Source organism: Streptomyces sp. NPDC048353, from assembly GCF_055587165.1.
This window is the reverse complement of record NZ_JBVJGU010000004.1, coordinates 374,648-391,862: the sequence shown is the minus strand read 5'-3', so window position 1 is coordinate 391,862 and position 17,215 is coordinate 374,648. Positions and strand designations below refer to the sequence as shown.

Annotated in this window: 17 protein-coding genes and 1 pseudogene; 9 read left to right on the top strand and 9 right to left on the bottom strand. The window is 73.7% G+C overall.

What is annotated here, in order from left to right; genetic code table 11:
* Positions 1-49: 49 nt before the first annotated feature.
* The 3 genes from ACZ6RC_RS16980 to ACZ6RC_RS16970 all read right to left on the bottom strand — a co-directional run bounded on the left by ACZ6RC_RS16980 (position 50) and on the right by ACZ6RC_RS16970 (position 1,934).
* Positions 50-373 carry a plasmid stabilization protein gene (locus ACZ6RC_RS16980; RefSeq protein WP_453617074.1) on the bottom strand — a complete coding sequence of 108 codons (324 nt, stop codon included), beginning with the start codon at positions 371-373 and terminating at the stop codon, positions 50-52.
* A gap of 125 nt (positions 374-498) precedes the next feature.
* Positions 499-1,539 (bottom strand): iron-containing redox enzyme family protein, encoded by a 1,041-nt coding sequence (locus ACZ6RC_RS16975; RefSeq protein WP_469583601.1) that lies wholly within the window; start codon positions 1,537-1,539, stop codon positions 499-501.
* Complete coding sequence (locus tag ACZ6RC_RS16970) at positions 1,536-1,934, bottom strand: hypothetical protein (protein WP_469583596.1); 399 nt, start codon at positions 1,932-1,934, stop codon at positions 1,536-1,538. The genes ACZ6RC_RS16975 and ACZ6RC_RS16970 overlap by 4 nt, the downstream gene beginning before the upstream one ends.
* A 348-nt stretch (positions 1,935-2,282) precedes the next feature.
* Here ACZ6RC_RS16970 and ACZ6RC_RS16965 point away from each other — a divergent pair, with 348 nt between their 5' ends.
* A complete protein-coding gene (locus tag ACZ6RC_RS16965) occupies positions 2,283-4,766 on the top strand; it encodes a PP2C family protein-serine/threonine phosphatase (protein WP_469583593.1) in 2,484 nt (827 codons plus the stop codon).
* A gap of 43 nt (positions 4,767-4,809) precedes the next feature.
* Here ACZ6RC_RS16965 and ACZ6RC_RS16960 read toward each other — a convergent pair whose 3' ends face one another.
* Together ACZ6RC_RS16960 and ACZ6RC_RS16955 are read right to left on the bottom strand one after the other, a co-directional pair.
* Positions 4,810-7,785, bottom strand: coding sequence for a HAMP domain-containing protein (locus ACZ6RC_RS16960; RefSeq protein ID WP_469583590.1), 2,976 nt, complete (start codon positions 7,783-7,785; stop codon positions 4,810-4,812).
* 139 nt (positions 7,786-7,924) lie between these two features.
* The gene (locus ACZ6RC_RS16955; protein ID WP_469583587.1) at positions 7,925-8,395 is read right to left on the bottom strand and encodes an ATP-binding protein; all 471 of its coding nucleotides are present in this window, start codon (positions 8,393-8,395) and stop codon (positions 7,925-7,927) included.
* Between the two features lie 131 nt (positions 8,396-8,526).
* Between ACZ6RC_RS16955 and ACZ6RC_RS16950 the strand changes: the two genes are divergently transcribed.
* Positions 8,527-9,552, top strand: a complete 1,026-nt coding sequence (locus tag ACZ6RC_RS16950) for a SigB/SigF/SigG family RNA polymerase sigma factor (protein WP_469583584.1) — start codon at positions 8,527-8,529, stop codon at positions 9,550-9,552.
* Positions 9,553-9,719: 167 nt separating this feature from the next.
* On the opposite strand, the gene ACZ6RC_RS16945 is transcribed toward ACZ6RC_RS16950, so the two are convergent.
* Positions 9,720-10,208 carry an ATP-binding protein gene (locus ACZ6RC_RS16945; protein ID WP_469583580.1) on the bottom strand — a complete coding sequence of 163 codons (489 nt, stop codon included), beginning with the start codon at positions 10,206-10,208 and terminating at the stop codon, positions 9,720-9,722.
* A gap of 117 nt (positions 10,209-10,325) precedes the next feature.
* Positions 10,326-10,712, bottom strand: coding sequence for an STAS domain-containing protein (locus ACZ6RC_RS16940; RefSeq protein ID WP_469583578.1), 387 nt, complete (start codon positions 10,710-10,712; stop codon positions 10,326-10,328).
* A gap of 188 nt (positions 10,713-10,900) precedes the next feature.
* Here ACZ6RC_RS16940 and ACZ6RC_RS16935 point away from each other — a divergent pair, with 188 nt between their 5' ends.
* The 3 genes from ACZ6RC_RS16935 to ACZ6RC_RS16925 are packed head-to-tail and all read left to right on the top strand — an operon-like array spanning position 10,901 to position 12,748.
* Entirely contained in the window at positions 10,901-11,632 is a 732-nt protein-coding gene (locus tag ACZ6RC_RS16935) for a nucleotidyltransferase family protein (protein ID WP_453617095.1), read from the top strand.
* Entirely contained in the window at positions 11,619-11,873 is a 255-nt protein-coding gene (locus ACZ6RC_RS16930; protein ID WP_391137611.1) for a BON domain-containing protein, read from the top strand. Before ACZ6RC_RS16935 ends, ACZ6RC_RS16930 begins: the two co-directional genes overlap by 14 nt.
* Positions 11,874-11,878: 5 nt before the next feature.
* Positions 11,879-12,748: a metallophosphoesterase family protein gene (locus ACZ6RC_RS16925; RefSeq protein ID WP_469584353.1), complete on the top strand. Its 870-nt coding sequence runs from the start codon at positions 11,879-11,881 to the stop codon at positions 12,746-12,748.
* Positions 12,749-12,783: 35 nt separating this feature from the next.
* On the opposite strand, the gene ACZ6RC_RS16920 is transcribed toward ACZ6RC_RS16925, so the two are convergent.
* Positions 12,784-13,026, bottom strand: coding sequence for a DUF5133 domain-containing protein (locus ACZ6RC_RS16920; RefSeq protein WP_391137614.1), 243 nt, complete (start codon positions 13,024-13,026; stop codon positions 12,784-12,786).
* A gap of 105 nt (positions 13,027-13,131) precedes the next feature.
* Between ACZ6RC_RS16920 and ACZ6RC_RS16915 the strand changes: the two genes are divergently transcribed.
* Both ACZ6RC_RS16915 and ACZ6RC_RS16910 read left to right on the top strand, forming a co-directional pair.
* Positions 13,132-14,181: an NAD-dependent epimerase/dehydratase family protein gene (locus ACZ6RC_RS16915; RefSeq protein WP_469583574.1), complete on the top strand. Its 1,050-nt coding sequence runs from the start codon at positions 13,132-13,134 to the stop codon at positions 14,179-14,181.
* Positions 14,182-14,357: 176 nt separating this feature from the next.
* On the top strand, positions 14,358-15,542 hold the full coding sequence (locus ACZ6RC_RS16910) for an alcohol dehydrogenase catalytic domain-containing protein (RefSeq protein ID WP_391137625.1): 1,185 nt from the start codon (positions 14,358-14,360) through the stop codon (positions 15,540-15,542).
* A gap of 298 nt (positions 15,543-15,840) precedes the next feature.
* Here the strand turns inward: ACZ6RC_RS16910 and ACZ6RC_RS16905 are convergent.
* Positions 15,841-16,020, bottom strand: a pseudogene (locus ACZ6RC_RS16905) (CDGSH iron-sulfur domain-containing protein); the annotation flags it as partial.
* A gap of 188 nt (positions 16,021-16,208) precedes the next feature.
* Between ACZ6RC_RS16905 and ACZ6RC_RS16900 the strand changes: the two are divergent.
* Positions 16,209-16,382: a CsbD family protein gene (locus tag ACZ6RC_RS16900; RefSeq protein ID WP_391137632.1), complete on the top strand. Its 174-nt coding sequence runs from the start codon at positions 16,209-16,211 to the stop codon at positions 16,380-16,382.
* 283 nt (positions 16,383-16,665) lie between these two features.
* Positions 16,666-17,124: an RrF2 family transcriptional regulator gene (locus ACZ6RC_RS16895; RefSeq protein ID WP_391137635.1), complete on the top strand. Its 459-nt coding sequence runs from the start codon at positions 16,666-16,668 to the stop codon at positions 17,122-17,124.
* Positions 17,125-17,215: the final 91 nt, after the last annotated feature.

Below are 17,215 nucleotides of genomic sequence, written 5' to 3'. Positions count from 1 at the left end.
GGTCACCACGGGGACCGGGTCTCGCGGCCCGGCACCGGCGGAACCGGGGTCACTTGCCGAGCGAGCGCTTCAGCTCCGCCTTGTTCATCGAGGACCGGCCGTGGACGTTCCGCTTCTGCGCCTCGGCGTAGAGCTGGTCGTACGTCGGCCCCTCGGCGCCGCTGTGCGAGCGCTTGCCGCCCCGCCGGGAGGACGACATGTCCTGCGTGGACGTCTTGCTCGCCGTCTTGGACTCGCCCGCGCGGGCCCGCTCCTTGTTGACGGTGCGCGCGGCGATCTCCTCGGCGCGCTTCTCGCCCTCACCTCGGTCGAGGGCGCTGTCCTTGATGTGCTCGTACTGCCGTTCCCGCTTCGGGCTCGATCCGCGAGGCATGGTCCGCTCCTTCCCTTCCACCGTCCGCGTGCGGCCTGTCGTGCTCGTCATGGCCGGTCGTCGGGCGGGGCCTGGCGACTCTCGTCGGGCCCCGCCCACGACACTTCTGCCCCTTTCGCCCCTTTTCATTCGCCCGTCTCGTCGAGCGGCCGGCGGAGCGCCGACCGGCCCTCGGACCAGGCGGCGACCAGGTCGTCCCCGAGGCGGTCCTCCAGGAGGCCGGTGGCCCGGATCCCGAAGGCGACGTCGGCCGCCAGATGCGGCTCGTCCTCCAGGAGGCCGTCGACGACCTCTCGCCGGACCAGCTGTTCGTGTACGGCGTCCGCCTCCACGTGCTCCTCGTAGAAGTGCACGGCCGCGGGCCCCGCACCGGCTCGTTCGAGGGCGAGCGCCAGCCGGGAGGAGCCGGGCGAGGAGGTGATCTCGACGGAGGCGAAGTGGCCCACGAGCGCCCCGCGCAGGGCCCGGTGCAGGCCGAAGAGCGACATGAGGTTGACGGTCGCCAGGGTCCGCGCCCCGGCCGACTCGACATAGCGGCCGTAGGTCGTGTCGAGGCCGAGGTCGGTCATCAGCTCCGCGTACAGGCGCGCGTGCATGCGCTCGGCCCGGCCGGAGCCGAACTCGTCGTACTCCACCGCCACCATGGACGCCTTGGCCCGGCCGCGAAGCCGGGGGATCACCCAGGCGTGGGGGTCGGCCTCCTTGAGGTGGTAGACGGAGCGCAGGGCCGCGTACTCCCTGAGCTGCCACAGTTCACCGTGCTCGACGAGGAAGTGGGAGGGGCCGGTGCCGTCCACCGGTTCGACCAGGATCGCGCCGAGGGCGTCGGCGACGTCGTCGGTCGTGCCGCACTCCTCGCGCAGGGCGGCCAGGAAGCGCGCTTCCAGACGGCCCCTCAGCTCCAGCAGGGCCGGATCCCACTCCCGCTCGTCCGCCACGCCGGCGAAGCCGCGGTAGTGGAGTTCGTAGCAGAGATGCAGGGCGAGGTGGAGGTCGTCGCCGTACGGGTCGAGCCGCTCGGTCGCGGCGGCGTCGGGCAGCACCGAGGCGTCGCCGCGCAGGTAGGCGCGCACGCCCTCGGACACCTCGCCGCGGGCGGAGGGCAGCCGGGGCGCGGCCGTGGTCGGCTCCACGGTCGCGGTGGCCGTATCGGTGGCACTGCTCATGTTCTCGTCCTCATCTTTCGCGACCAGCGGATCACCATGCGCAGCAGGCAGGTCAGGGCGACGACCCAGACCACCGCGAACACCCAGATCAGGACGGGCGCCGCGGTCACGACGGCGGAGACGAGCAGGGCGAGGGCCACGGCCCCCAGCAGGGCGGTTCCCCGCACTGCCCAGCGGTCGGGCGACCGGTACGGGCCACGCCACCGGGCCGGTCCGGGCGAGGCGTCCGTGCCGTGACGTCCGTCCGGGCCACGTGAACCCTCCGGGACGGACGGGCGGTCCGGCCGCTCGCCGGGGGCGTCGGTGGAGGGAGTGCGCCCGCCGTCCTCCGCCAGTTCCCTCTCCATCTCGGCCAGGATGCGCCGCTCGCGTGGTGAGAGCCGTACTTCCTCCATCGCCGACACCTCCCAGCGGTCCGGCGCCCCTCCGGTGTCCCAGAGAAACGGCCGGCCCTGCCCGTCATTCCTGCGCACGCGTGCCGTTCCCCGGAAGACCACCGCGCCCTTTCGACGCGGTCGGGCCACCGGATCCCGGCTCTGCCGCCGCGAGTACCCGCGGAACCGCTCTTCAGACACCTCGCCGGTGCTTCTCCGGTACGTCCCCCGGGCGTACACCCCTCTCGGGCCGCGAGGGAACGATCCCGTACAGATCATCAGAAGATCCACCAGAAGGCTCCAAAAGGTAGAATCCTGTGCGGACACCACGATTCCGGTCGACCGTGCGGTGGAGGGAACGAGGGAGCCGTGACGACCAACCCCGCCGCGAAGCCTCCAGGGGCCGGAGAGGCACGGTCCGGCCCCGACAGCGTCGCCAGGCTCACGGCGGAGATCGGGCGGCTGCGGGCCGAACGCGCCCGACGGCACCTCCTCGACCTGGCCACCGGTGTCCTCGCGGTCCAGCTGAACGCCTCCCCCGCGGACGCCGCCGCCCACCTCGACGCCCTGGCCCACGCCACCGGCCTGGACGTCGAAGACCTCGCCGCGGACGTCGTCAACGGCCTGGCCGGCTCCCCGCTCAAGCCGCCGACCGCACCGGGCCACGAGCAGACGGACGCCGGGCACACACCTCCCGAGCGGACGGACGAGGAGCGGGAGGAGGGTGCGGCGCCCGGCCACGAGGCCGGCGCGGCGCCGCCCGTCGCCGCGCGGGAGACCCCGGAGGAGCACGCCGCCCGGATCACGGCGCGCCATCTCGCCGAAGCGCGCCGGGCCCGGCGCGCGGTGTCGGCCGCCGAGACCGCCGACACGGTCGGCGAGGCGGCCCGCACCCTGCTGGAGGGCGGCCTCGCCCCTTACGGTGCGGAGAGCCTCTGGCTCTGGCGACGCGCCGACATGGGATGCCTGCGGCTCGCGGGACACGCCGGGGTGAGCGCGGCCGAGGCCGCGCTGTGGCAGTGGATCCCCCCGGCGGGCCCGCGGCTCTTCCGCGAGGTCCTCGCCGACGGCTCTCCCGCCTGGCTGGACGCGGGGCACGACGACGTCCTGCCGGGCCCGGGCCCGCGCGCCGCCCGGGCGCTGCTGCCGCTGCGCGTGCGCGGTACGACGGCCGGGCTCGCCCTGGTCTGCTGGCCGGGCCCGGTCACCCTGGAGACCCCGCTGCGGCGCGCCCTGATGGGCCTGATGGAGGTGGCGGGCACGGTCCTGGACGCCCAGGAGGCGGCCCCGGCCGCCACTCCCGTACTCGTCGACGTGCTGGACGCGCTGGTCCATCCGGCGATGCTGCTCCACACGCCGTCGGCCGGTGCCCCGCCGTCCGTCGAGCCCGCGCCCACCTCGTCGTCGGCCCCCGCTCCCCCGGCCCCCGGCCCGCCGGCCTCCACCCCACCGACGATCGAGCACCTGAACGAAGAGGCCGTGGAGGCGCTCGGCGCCGCTCCGCCGCGCGAGGACCGCTCCCTCGCCCTCGCCCTTCCCGCGGTCCACGCCGACCTGGCCCATCTCGCGCGCCGCGCCCACCGCAGCGCGCGCGTGCAGCGGGCGGCCCTGCTGCCCGTCACGGACACCGGCCCCAGCGGCTCCCCCCGGCTGTGCGACGTGCGGGTGCTGCCGGCCGGCGCCGAGCGGACGGTCGTGCTCTGGCACACCTCGAACGACCCCGGCCTGGCGACCGGACGCGCGGTGGCCCGGCTGCAGAGCGTGGCCACCTTCCAGGACAGCCTCACCGGCGGCGAGACCATCTGGTCGGAACAGGCGTTCGCGATCTTCGGGATGGCCCGCGACGAGACGCCCGTACCGCTGCTCGGTCTGCGGGGACGGGTCCATCCGGAGGACGGTGTGGCGCTGACCGCGCTGCTCACGACGCTGACCGAACGCCACACCGGCGCGCAGACGGTCCTGCGGGTGCTCCTCGGCGACGGGACGGTCCGTCATGTCCGGGTGGCGGCCGAGCCGCTGCTCGACGGGCGGACCGTCGGCGGCATCGCCGGTGTCTACCAGGACGTGTCCGCCAGCCGGCGCACCGAGGCGGCGCTCAACGCGACCTTCGACCACCTGACGGCCGTCCAGGGCCGTGCGGAGATCCGGCACCGACTGGCGCTCCAGCTCCAGCAGGCGATCGTGCCCGAGGTCCCCGACCTCCAGGAGGTGCCGGGGCTGCTGGTGGCGGCCCGCTACCGGCCGGCCGCCGAGGAGTACCGCGTCGGCGGCGACTGGTACGACGTGCTCCCGCTGCCCGGCGGCAAGGTCCTGGTGGCCGTCGGGGACATCGCGGGCCACGGCATCACGTCCGTCAACGGCATGGTCGCGCTCCGCAACGCCCAGCGCGGGCTCGCCTTCACCGGCAACTCCCCCCGGCACCTGATGCGCTGGCTCAACGAGCTGACGCTGCGCACCACCGACCACCCCACCGCCACGGCCGTCTGCGCGCTGTACGACCCCGAGGACCACGTCATCGTGTGGACGAGCGCCGGGCACCTGCCGCCCCTGCTCATCCGGGAGGGCCGGGCCCGGCTGCTCGACGCCCCGCACGACGTGCTGCTCGGCGCGGTTCCGGCGTACGAGTACAAGGAGCAGCGCACCCGGCTGCGGGCGGGCGACCGGCTGCTGCTGTACACGGACGGTCTGGTCGAGCGCCGCCACGACGGTCTGGACCGAGGGCTCGCGCACCTCGTCAGGGAGGCCGAACGGCAGAGCCGCCACCCGTTGGACCGACTGGTGGACGGGCTGCTGCGAGCGGCCGGCGGGGACACCGACGACGACACGAGCATCGTCGCCGTGCAGGTGCTCTGACGGCGCGCCGACCGATGCGTCAGGCGGTCAGGCGGTCACGTGTTCAAGTGGGGAGCCACTGGCGGACCTTGGTCATGAGTTCGTCCGCGTCGACCGGCTTCGAGACGTAGTCGGCGGCACCGGCCGCCAGGGCCCGGGCGCGGTCGCCGGGCATGGCCTTGGCCGTCACCGCGATGACCGGGAGGTCCGCCCGGCCCGGGAGCTCCCGGATCGCCTCCGTGGCGGCGTAGCCGTCCATGCCGGCCATCATGACGTCCATCAGGACGAGTTCGATCTCGGGGTGGCCGCCCAGCAGGTCGAGACCCGCGCGGCCGCCGTCGGCGCTGAGGACGTGGACTCCGTGGCGCTCCAGCACTTCGGTGAGCGCGAAGACGTTCCGTACGTCGTCGTCGACGACGAGGACGGTCCGGCCTGCCGTGCGGGGGTCGTGCGCGGGGCCGGGGTCGGCTTCGGGCTGCCCGGGGGCGGCCCGGCCGTCGTCGCCGGTGGCCGGTACGGCGTCGGGGTCCGCGGGGCCGCCGAGGCGCGGGTCGGGGAGGAAGAAGGTGAAGACGCTGCCGTGGCCGGGGGTGCTCCGGACGTCGAGGGCGCCGCCGAGGAGCCCGGCCACCTCGCGGCTGATGGAGAGCCCCAGGCCGGTTCCGCCGTAGCTGCGGGCGGTGGTGCCGTCGCCCTGCTGGAAGGCGCCGAAGATGCTCTCGAGCCGCTCGGAGGGGATGCCGGTGCCCGTGTCGCTGACGCGGAAGGCGAGGGCGGCGCCGGCGCCGCGCAGCCGGGGCGGCAGTCGGTCGCCCTCGGCGGTGCCGATGGCCAGCTCGACCCGTCCCTCCTCGGTGAACTTCATGGCGTTGGAGAGCAGGTTGCGCAGGATCTGGCGCAGCCGCGACTCGTCCGTGGTCAGCTCGTCCGGGACGTCGGCGGCCACGGTGACCGCGAACTCCAGCTCGCGTTCGTCGGCGACGGGGCCGAAGGTCGCCTCCAGATAGTCCAGCAGCTGGTGCATGGCGAACGGCTCGGGCCGGATCTCCATCTTGCCCGCCTCGACCTTCGACAGGTCGAGGATGTCGTTGATCAGCTGGAGCAGGTCGGAGCCGGCGGAGTGGATGACCTCGGCGTAGTCGACCTGTTTGGCCGTCAGGTTTCCGTCCGGGTTCTGGGCGAGCAGCCGCGCCAGGATGAGCAGGCTGTTGAGCGGGGTGCGCAGCTCGTGGCTCATGTTGGCGAGGAACTCGGATTTGTACATGGAGGTACGGGAGAGCTGCTGGGCGCGGGCCTCCAGTTCCTGACGGGCCTGTTCGATGACGAGGTTCTTGGACTCGATGTCCTGGTTCCGTTCGGCGAGCAGCGCCGCCTTCTCCTTCAGCTCGGCGTTGGAGCGCTGGAGTTCCTGCTGCCTCTCCTGCAACTCCCGGGAGCTGGTGCGTAGTTCTTCGGTCAGTCGCTGGGACTGGCCGAGCAGCTCGTCGGTGCGGAGGTTGGCCACGAGCGAGCTGACGACGGCTCCCGCGGTGTCCACGAACAGCTCGAGGAAGTCGCGGTGGATGGCGGTGAAGGGGTGGAGCGAGGCGAGCTCCACGGCGCCGAGGACCTGGTCCTCGACGACGATCGGCAGGATGACCAGCATGCCCGGTTCGCCGCGGCCGCCGCCGGAGGCGATGGTGGCGTACCCGGGCGGCACGCGCTCCGCCACGAGGGTGCGCCGGTCGCGTGCGGCCTGGCCGACGAGGGACTGGCCGAGCCGGAAGCTGCGGGGCGGGCCGGCGGGGTCGTCCGGCAGGCCGTACGCGGCCGTCATGACGAGTTCGGTGCCCCGCTCGTCGTGCCGGGCGAGGAAAAAGGCTCCGTACTGCGCGGAGACCAGGGGAGGCACCTCGGTCATGATCAGTTCGGCGATGTCGGGGAGGGCCCGGGTGCCCTGCATACGGGCCGCGATCCGCGCGATGTTGGTCTTGAGCCAGTCCTGGTCCTCGTTGGCCCGGGTGGTGGCGCGGAGCGACTCGACCATGGCGTTGATGTTGTCCCGGAGGTCGCCGACCTCGCCGGGGGCCTCGACGGCGATGGAGCGGGTGAGGTCCCCCTCGGCGACGGCGCTGGTGACCTCGGCGATGGCCCGGACCTGCCGGGTGAGGTTGCCGGCGAGTTCGTTGACGTTCTCGGTGAGTCGTTTCCAGGTGCCCGAGACCCCTTCGACCTCGGCCTGACCGCCGAGCTTGCCCTCCGTTCCGACCTCTCTCGCCACGCGGGTGACCTCGGCGGCGAACGAGGACAGCTGGTCGACCATCGTGTTGATCGTGGTCTTGAGCTCCAGGATCTCGCCGCGCGCGGAGACGTCGATCCGGCTGGTGAGGTCGCCCTGGGCGACGGCGGTGGTGACCTGGGCGATGTTCCGCACCTGGTTGGTGAGGTTGTCGGCCATGGAGTTGACGTTGTCGGTGAGGTCCTTCCAGGTGCCGGACACTCCGCGGACGGTGGCCTGGCCGCCGAGCTTGCCCTCGGTGCCGACCTCGCGGGCGACGCGGGTGACCTCCTCGGCGAAGGAGGAGAGCCGGTCGACCATCGTGTTGATAGTCTCCTTGAGCTCCAGGATCTCGCCGTCCGCGTCGACACGGATCTTGCGGGTGAGGTCGCCGCCCGCGACCGCCGTGGCGACCTGGGCGATGGACCTGACCTGCGAGGTCAGATTGTCGGCCATGGTGTTGACGCCCGACGTCAGCTCCTGCCAGACGCCGTGGACGCGCAGTTCGCGGGCGCGTCCGCCGAGCAGTCCCTGGCCCCCGACCTCGCGGGCCACCCGGGTTACCTCGGAGGTGACCAGCGACAGCTGGCCGACCATGTCGTTGTAGACCACGGCGATCTGCCCCTGGACGCCGCCGGCGGCTTCGGGCAGGCGCACCGACAGGTCGCCGTCCCGGACGGCGGTGAGGCCGGCGAGGAGCTCTCGGAGCCCGTCCTCGCCCGGCCCGGCCGGCCGGTCGGCCCCGGCGGCGGGGGGGCGGTTCCTGCGGGGGGATACGTCCATCACGGCCTCGCGGCGACGCGGGAGCGGTACGGGGTGCACCGCGGCGGCCCGGTTCGCACTCCCACCTTAGGTCGGGTCCGGAAAGGAGCGCCTGGCCGGCGGGCCCGGCGAGCGGACGGGCGCGTGCGGGCGCGAGGGGTCACGGCACCTCGCCGGGAAGGGTGCGGCCGGGAGTGTGCCCGGGATCCTCGGGCGGGATGTCGATCTCGAACCACACCGCCTTGCCGCGCGGGCGCGGCAGACAGCCCCACGCCGCGGCGAGCCGGTCCAGGAGGTACAGACCGTGCCCGGAGGACCGCGCCGGGCGATGGGGGCCGGACGGCCGGGGCCGTGCCGGGCTGGCGTCGCTGACCTGGGCCCGCAGGCGCCGGTCCGTGTGGTCCAGGCTCAGCTCGTACGGTCCGTCGGCGTGGCGGCAGGCGTTGCCGACGACCTCGGAGACGAGCAGGACGGCGTCCTCCACGGCGGTGCACCCTGCCGCCCCGGCCTGGCCGAACCACTCGCGCAGGGCCTGACGGGTGACCGCGCGGCACTCCGCGACCGTTTCCGGCCCGTCGGTCAGCGCGTAGTGCCGGGCACGCGATGTGTCCCTGTGCTGCCAGGTGGTCATAGCTCGCCGTTTCCCGGACAAATGGTGTTGATTCATCCCAAGGGGGAATCTTTGAGGAAGGACACTCGAAGGAGCTCTGCTCGCCGTCCTTCCAGGAGGGCGAGGAGCCGCGCCATCGGTCGAGGAGCATCATGTCCACTTCGCACATCTCCCGCCGTCAGACCTCCGCCTCCGCCACGGCGGTCCTTCCGGAGCCCCCGGAGCCGTACGGGCCGGACGCGCCACGCCGCTCGCGGGCGTCCTCGTCCCGCGGGGCGATCGCCGAGCCGGTCGAGGTACGGCGCCGCGCGCTGGACGGGCTGCCCGAGATCGACCGGCCCACCGAGGTGAGCACGGCCGACGCGCAGACCCTCTCCACGGCGCTCTTCACCCGACTGGAGTCGCTGGAGGAGGGCACGGCGGAGCACGCCTACGTACGGAACACCCTGGTCGAGCTGAACCTCAGCCTGGTGAAGTTCGCCGCGCGCCGCTTCAAGAACCGCGCCGAGCCGACCGAGGACATCGTCCAGGTCGGCACGATCGGCCTGATCAAGGCGATCGACCGGTTCGACACCAGCCGTGACGTGGAGTTCTCGGCCTTCGCGCTGCCCACCATCGTGGGCGAGATGAAGCGCTTCTTCCGGGACACCAGCTGGGCCGTTCAGGTGCCGCGCCGGCTCCAGGAGCTGCGCATCGAGCTGGCCAAGGCGATCGACACCCTGGAACAGGATCTGGGGCGCCGCCCGAGCCGGGCCGAGCTGGCGGCCCACCTGCGGGTCGACGAGGCGTGTGTGGCGGAGGGCGAGCAGGCCGCGAACGGCTATGTGGCGCGTTCCCTGGACACCCCGTCCGGCGACGAGGAGACGACGACGCTCACCGCCGGGGCGCGGCGCCTCGGTGAGGAGGAGCGCTCCTTCGACCTGATCGACTCCCTGGAGTCGCTGAAGCCGCTGATCGCCCGACTGGACGAGCGGGACCGGCGGATCCTGTCGCTGCGCTTCGGCGACGAGCTCACGCAGTCGGAGATCGGCGAGCGCCTCGGGCTCTCCCAGATGCACATATCCCGGCTCCTGGCCCGGATCCTCGACGAGCTGAGGACCGGTCTGCTGGAGGACACCACGGACGCGGACGCCGCGGCGGGACCGGCCACGCGCCGCGCCGCGGGAGCGCGTCACTGAGGGCGCGGGAGCGCGTCACTGAGTGGCCGCGGGAGCGCGTCACCGAAGGCGCGGGCCCGAGGCGCCACCGACGGGCGGGGCGCCGGGAACGCGGCACGGGACGGCTCAGGAAGCCACGGACGCACGCGTGAGGAAGCCACGGACTCGCGCGGCCGGGAGGCGTCGCCTCACGCGGCGGTGTCCGGGCGGCTGATCTCCAGCCACACCACCTTGCCGCCCTCGCGCCGCTCGGAGCCCCAGTCCCCCGCCAGGCGGTCCAGGACCATCAGCCCGTGTCCGCCGGGGAGGGACGCGGCGCGCGGTCGGCGCCGCGCCGGAGGTTCGGGGTTCCCGTCGGCGACTTCGACCCGCAGGTTCTCGCCGGACTGGCGCAGGACGATCTCCTCGGGACCGTCGGCGTGCAGGCAGGCGTTGGTCACCACCTCGGAGACCAGCAGCAGCACGTCGTCCACCCGCTCCTGCGCCTCCTCGGTCCGCGCGGGCGTCCAGCCCCAGTCGGCCAGGGCCGCCGCGGTGAAGTCACGGCACCGCGTCACGACTCCCCGCGTGTCGAAGAGCAACAGCCGCCGGATCTGGCCCTGTCGTGTCGGGGCCCCGGGCCCCTGACGCTCGTGCACCCCGCCGACAGCCCCACTGTCCGCGGCTTCCTGGTCCATGGGGTACCTCCGCCCTCGTCCGCCTGGCCGCCGCCCGGTTCGCCACCGCGCGGCGCCCGCCGCCCGGCCACTGCCCGGGCCCGGCCGTGTCGGTCGCGTCGGCCCGGGCGGTCGGCCCTATCCCGTCTTCCGCTCCGCCAGCGCCTCCTCGACGCTCTCGTGCACCCGGAACACGCTCCGTGCCCCGGTGATCTCGAACATCCGGGACACCGGCGGTCCCAGGCCCGCCAGCTCCACGCTCCGCCCCTCCTCCAATGCCTGGAGCCGGGCCCTCAGGAGCACGTTCAGCCCCGAGGAGTCGCAGAACGTCAGAGCCGAGCAGTCGAGCACGATCCGGTCCGCCCCCGTGCGGGGCCCGGACCCGTCCCCCGCGCCGGAACTCTTCTCCAGCGCGGCCCGCAGTGTGTCCGCGGTGTCGTGGTCCAGCTCGCCCCGCAACGCCAGCACCACCGCCCCGGGCCCCTGCCCGGTAACGGCTTCGACGGCGAACCGCTCGGCGTCCATGGGGTCACCGCCTTCCGCTCGCGCTCATTCGCGCTACGCCCGCGCTTCTACCCACCCCGGGCCCGGAAACTCGACGATCGGCACGAATCGCCCCGGATGCGGGCGCGGATCATTTTCGATCGACTGGGTACCCGTAAGGCTCCCGGCCCCCCGGCCCCCTCGACCTCAGCAGGACGGAGCATCCGGACATGAACCTGATGGAAGGACCGGCCCGGCGCGACGCCGACCGGACCGGCGAGAACAGCACGGCAGGCACTCCGACGAACGCCGTGCCGGCGAGCGCCACCGGCGGACACGAAGCGACGGGCCACGGAGCGACGGGTCATGTGCCGGGGACGCTCCCGCCCGACCACACGCAGGCGATCCTGGAGACCACCAAGCAGGTGGCGGCGCTGCTCAAGACGTCCGGGTGCCCCTTCGCCCTGGTCGGGAGCGTCGCGGCGTACGCCCACGGCATCCCGGTCAGGCTGCAGCACGACACGGACTTCGCCGTACGCCGGGAGGACGCGGACGCCGTCGTCGGCATCCTCGCGGAGAACGGCATCGAGATCGTCGAACCGCCCGAGGACTGGCTGGTGAAGGCGCGGGCCGGCGGCGAGCACATCGACCTGATCTTCGCGCTGGCGGACCGCCCGGTGACGACGGAGCTGCTGGAGCGGGCCACGCTGCTGCCCGTGGACTCCGTCCACATGCCGGTGCTCGCGCCCACCGACCTGATCAGCAGCCGGCTGGCCGCGCTCTCCGAGCACCACTGCGACTTCGGGGCGCTGCTGCCGGTCGCCCGGGGCCTGCGCGAGCGCGTCGACTGGGACCGCGTACGGCGCGAGCACGGGGACGACCCGATGCCGGACGCCTTCCTGTACCTGCTGGAGCGGCTGGACGTCATCCCCCGGAGGGAGGCGACCCGTGAAGGGCGCTGACGAGGGCGAGTACCGGATCGCCCATCTGCGGGACCGCCTCGCGGGTGACGAGGTGGCCGAACTCGGCGTGCGGATCGAGATGCGCGGCGGCTCGGTGCTCCTGTCCGGGACGGTGCCGACGGCCGAGCGGCGGGACGAGATCCTGCGGATCGCGGGCGAGGAGCTGGGCGGGGCACCCCTGCGCGCCGACCTCGTCGTGGTGTGCGCGGACGCCCCGGACCGATCCGAGGAGCTGCGGTGAGCGCGATGACGGGCGGGCGGAGCGATGTCGTACGCGTGGCGGCGGTCGGGGACATCCACCTCGGGCCGGACAGCCACGGTCTGCTGAGGCCCGCGTTCGAGACCCTGCACGAGCGGGCCGACGTGTTGCTCCTCGCGGGTGATCTGACGTGCCACGGGACGGTCGAGGAGGCGGAGGTCGTGGCCGGCGAAGTGGCCGGGATCGAGGTGCCGGTGGTGGCCGTCCTCGGCAACCACGACTACCACTCCGACCAGGAGGAGGGCGTCACGGAGACCCTGCGGGCCGCCGGCGTCACCGTCCTGGAGGGCTCGGCCGCGGTCCTGGAGATCGGCGGCCACCGAATCGGGGTCGCCGGTACGAAGGGGTTCTGCGGCGGCTTCGCGGGGCGCAGCGCCGGGGAGTTCGGCGAACCGGAGATGAAGTCGTTCGTGCGCTACACCCGGCGCAGCGCGGACGGCCTGCGCCGGGCCCTGGGAGAACTGGCCGACGACGGCTGCCGGGTGAGGATCGCGCTGACGCACTTCGCGCCCGTGCCGGACACCCTGGCCGGGGAGCCGCCGGAGATCTTCCCTTTCCTGGGCAGCTATCTGCTGGCCGAGGCCATGGACGAGGGCGGCGCGGACCTCGCGGTGCACGGCCACGCCCACATGGGCGTGGAGCACGGGATGACGGCCGGCGGCATCCGCGTGCGGAACGTGGCGCAGCCGGTGATCGGCCGGGCGTACGCCGTCTACCACCTGCCGCTCGACGGCAGGGCCCCGGCGGACGACCGGACAACGTCGGCCCGCGACCGTCTCGGGGCGGGAGCCTCGGCCGGGACCGGCGCGCTGACGCCCGCCGGATCCCGGACGTCGGCCGGAGACCGGGCGCCGTGACCACCGAGGCGAGGCGGGGCCCCGGCCCGGCGCGGTCAGGAGCCGGGCAGGCCTTCCAGCGCCTGCCGGGGTGCGGAGGCCACGGCGCCGACGTACCGCTCGGCCGCGCGCACCGCCTCGCGGGCGGTCCGCTCCCCCATCAGGACGCAGAGCGTGTACGCCGTGTCCTCGAAGCTCCTCCGCGTCGACAGGTCCCCCGGCATGGCCAGGACCACGCGCTCCTGGTCCCGGTAGTGCCGGAGCAGTCGGTCGATCGTCTTCTTGTCGGGCAGCAACATCGTGTCCTCCTGACGCGCCCCCCTTCCCTCGATTGCTCCATAGTCCGGTCGGACGGTCACCTGCGCGACCCGTTCGGGCACGATCTGTAACGGAAGGGCGGTCCCATGAACCCGAAGGCGAACCCGAGCGACGGTCTGAAGGTGGTCGTCACCGGCGCCACCGGCAACGTCGGCACGAGTCTGGTCCGGGCGCTCGCCCGTGAGCCGCGGGTCGCGTCCGTCCTCGGACTGGCCCGCCGGACCCCCCGGTTGACCTTGCCCAAGACCGAGTGGGCGGAGGTCGACCTCTCCCTGGAACGGGACGAGCCGAGGCTCGCCCAGTACGTCGAGGACGCCGACGCCGTCGTCCACCTGGCCTGGCGGTTCCAGCCGACCCACGACCCGGTCGAGACGTGGCGGTCCAACGTCCTCGGCTCGCTGCGCGTCTTCCAGGCGGTCGCCGCGGGGCGGGTGCCCGTGCTGATCCACGCCTCCTCGGTCGGGGCGTACTCCCCCGGCCCGAAGACGGGCGCGGGGGTCTCGGAGTCCTGGCCGACGCACGGCTGGCCCGGCGCCGCGTACACCCGGGAGAAGGCGTACCTCGAACGGGTCCTGGACACCTTCGAGCGCGATCATCCGCTGATCCGGGTGGTGCGGATGCGGCCCGGTTTCCTCTTCAAGGAGGAGTCGGCGAGCGAGCAGCGCCGGATCTTCGCCGGCCGCTTCTTCCCCGGCGGGCTGCTGCGTCCCGAACTCCTTCCGCTGGTGCCGGAGTTCGAGGGGCTGCGGTTCCAGACCCTGCACACCGACGACGCCGCCGATGCCTATCGGCGGGCGCTGCTGCGCGATGTCAGGGGCGCCTTCAACCTGGCGGCGGATCCGGTGATCGACGCCGAGGTGCTGGCGGGGCTGCTGGACGCGCGGACGGTGAAGGTGCCGAAGGGGGCGGTGCGCGGGGCGCTCTCGGCGGCCTGGAGGCTCCGGGTCGCCCCCGCCTCGCCGGACCTCTTCGACGCGGTCCTGCACCTGCCCCTGCTGTCCACGGACCGGGCGCGCCGGGAGCTGGAGTGGGAGCCGTCGATGACGTCGGTGGAGGCCGTGGAGGCGTTCCTGCGCGGGGTCCGGGCGGGCGGCGGCGACGCCACCGCCCCGCTCACCGGCCGTCGCATCGGCTGAGACCCGGTGCGGGGCCCGGCAGAACGGCCCCGCACCGGCGGGCACACGGCCGGCGGGGAATCGGCCGGCGGGGACACGGGCGTGCGCGGCGCCGGCGGAGGGTCGTTTCGCCGTACCGCTCCCGGGCACTCGCCGGGCACGACCGACAGTGCAGGTCCACCAGGAGGAGGTGTCCCATGCGGGCGCTGACTTGGCACGGCAGGCGCGACGTCCGTGTGGACACCGTGCCCGACCCGAAGATCGAGGAGCCCACGGACGTGATCGTGGGCATCACGTCGACCGGTATCTGCGGTTCCGATCTCCATCTGTACGAGACGCTCGGGCCCTTCCTCGACCCTGGGGACATCCTGGGCCACGAGCCGATGGGCGTGGTCGTCGAGGCGGGCCCGGGGGTCACGACGCTGGCGCCGGGCGACCGGGTGGTCGTCCCGTTCAACGTCTCCTGCGGGCAGTGCTTCATGTGCGGGCGCGGCCTGCACTCCCAGTGCGAGACGACGCAGGTCCGCAGCCACGGCAAGGGCGCGTCGCTGTTCGGGTACACCAAGCTGTACGGCCAGGTGCCGGGCGGCCAGGCCCAGTTCCTGCGGGTGCCGTTCGGGGACTGGCTGCCGGTGAAGGTGCCGAAGGGGCCGCCCGACGAACGGTTCGTCTATCTGTCGGACGTCCTGCCCACCGCCTGGCAGGCGGTGCGGTACGCGGACGTGCCCGCCGACGGCTCGCTCACCGTCCTCGGTCTCGGTCCGATCGGCGACATGGCCGCCCGGGTCGCGCTGCACGAGAGCTCCCGGCTGGTCATCGGCGTGGACCTCGTGCCCGAACGGCTCGAACGGGCCGCCGCCCGCGGGGTGACCGTCCTGGACCTGCGCGAACACGGCTCGGACCTCGCCGACGTCATCCGGGACATGACCGGCGGCCGGGGCACGGACGCGGTGATCGACGCCGTCGGCATGGAGGCCCATGGCTCGCCGGTGGCGAAGGCGGCGCAGCGGGCCACCGTGATGCTGCCCGACGCGGTCGCCCAGCGGCTGATGGAGTTTGCCGGGGTGGACCGCATGCAGGCCCTGAACACGGCGATCGACGTGGTCCGGCGCGGCGGCACGATCTCGGTCGTGGGGGTGTACGGCGGCATGGCGGATCCGCTGCCCATGCTCACCCTCTTCGACAAGCAGATCCAGCTTCGGATGGGGCAGGCCAACGTCCGGCGCTGGGTGGACGAGATCATGCCGCTCCTCTCGGACGGCGACCCGCTGGGCGTGGAGGGCTTCGCCACCCACACGCTGCCGCTGGAGGAGGGCCCGGCGGCCTACGCCACGTTCCAGACGAAGGGCGACGGGATGGTGAAGACGCTGCTGCGGCCGTGACCGGGAGCCGTGGCGGTCCGGCCTCGGCGCCGGGCAGTGGTACGGGTGCGGGGGGGGGGGGGGGGGGGGGGGGGGGGCGGGCGGGCCCCCCCCCCCCCCCCCCCCCCCCCGCCCCGGGGGCCCCCCCCCCCCCCCCCCCCCCGCCCGCCCCCCCCCCCCCCCGCCCCCCCCAGGACTCCGGGCCGGGCACGTCCTGCTCGCCGCCCTCGCTCCGCTCCCCGGCGCCGGCGCGGGGCTTCGTGCCCTCGCCGTTCTCGGTGGACCGCTTGTCGCGCCGGAAGCGGCTGCGATGGCTGGTGTCGCAGAACGGGGCGCGGAGCGTGCGCCGGCAGGTGCACAGCGCCACCACGGGCCGCTCGCACAGCGTCACGGTCCCGTCCGGCATGACGATCTCGACCGGCCCCTCCACCAGCAACGGGCCACCGGCGACCGGTGTCACCCGCGGAACGTCGGCGGCCGTCTCCTTCGGTCCGGACATGGACCCACCACCCTTCTCGGCTCTGTCACCCACGGGTGCCCGCTCGGCGCCCCCGCATGCGCCGGGGTGCCGCCGTACGGCTGACACGGCCGGGGGGGGCGGCGAGTGGTGCGGAGGGATCGGGGTAGCCGCCAGGCGACACCACCCGGCCCCGTACCGAAGGGGGCCCTGTCCGGAAGGACGACGTCATGAGCGAGGCGAAGGGCAAGGCCGAGGAGATGAAGGGCAAGCTGAAGAAGGGTGTCGGCGACGCCGTCGACGACCGGGAGATGCAGGCCGAGGGGCGCCGGGAAGAGGTGACCGGCCAGGCCAGGAGCAAGGCGGCCGAGGCCATGCGGCGCATGAAGAGGCACGACGCGTAGCGAGCACCCCATGGTCTCCCTCGCCGACGAGCCGAAGTCGCCGCAGTCCACGCCGGTCCGGGACGGACAGGTCGTGGAGCCGATGGGCTCGTCCTACCGCTGCGAGAGCGGAAAGACCTGGTGACCCCGGCCACCGCACGGGCCGCGGCGGCGGGACGAGCGTCATGGATGCGGCGCGGGCCCTCGGGACTCGCGCCGCATCCATGCGCACGGGGCGAGGGGTGCGGAGAGGCGCGAGGACGGGCGTACGAATCCGGTCACGTCCGTGCGGGATAATGCGGGCATGCGCATCTCAGCCAGAGCCGACTACGCGGTGCGTGCCGCACTCCAGCTCGCCGCCGCACAGAACTCGGCGCCGCTGAAGGCCGAGGCGATCGCCGACTCCCAGGACATCTCCCACAAGTTCCTCGAAGGCATCCTCGGCGACATGCGCCGGGGCGGACTCGTCATGAGCCAGCGCGGCGGGAACGGCGGGTACTGGCTGGCCAGGCCCGCGTCGGAGATCTCGCTCGCGGACGTGATCCGCTGCGTGGACGGCCCGCTGGTGTCGGTGCGCGGCGTCCGTCCGCCGGAGCTCGCGTACACCGGCCCCGCCGAGTCCCTGCTGCCGCTGTGGATCGCCCTGCGGGCCAATGTGCGCCAAGTGCTCGACGGTGTGTCGCTCGCCGACGTGGCGGCGGCGAAGCTGCCGCCGGAGATCATCACGCTGGCCGAGGACCCGGAGGCCTGGACCAACCCCTGACGGCCGGCCCACCGGCCGCCCGGCGCCGGGCCCGTCCCAGGTCACCTGGCCCTTGATCTCGCCGGTCGGAACGCGAACATCCGCCATATGG